1 protein-coding gene is annotated in these 267 nt (G+C 59.6%); it reads left to right on the forward strand.

The features are described from left to right. Positions 1–128 precede the first annotated feature (128 nt). Positions 129–267 (forward strand): transposase DNA-binding-containing protein (locus F6X37_RS36160; protein WP_410451586.1); only part of this gene is annotated, 139 nt, incomplete at its 3' end.

Raw genomic sequence — 267 nt, forward strand, 5'->3', positions numbered from 1 at the left:
CATAGCGTTATACACATCTCGCTGCGGCAGCCGCCCGCGCCAGCAAGCCGTTTACATTCAATGACTTGAAAGCCGTGCTTGTAAACTTTGGCCGGATCGCGTCTACTCTCGTAATTTGGGCGGACGCGGTGACGAAGGCGGCACAGCAGTGGATCGAGCAGGAATTTGCGGGGCTGGACCTTGGCGACGCCCGCCTGGACAGGAGGGCAAAGAAATTGATGGAACGACTTGCGGCCAATCCGACGGCCAGTATCCCCCAGGCGTGCG

Origin of the sequence: Paraburkholderia sp. 31.1 (assembly GCF_014397645.1) — a bacterium.
GTDB classification, from domain to species: Bacteria; Pseudomonadota; Gammaproteobacteria; order Burkholderiales; family Burkholderiaceae; genus Paraburkholderia; species Paraburkholderia tuberum.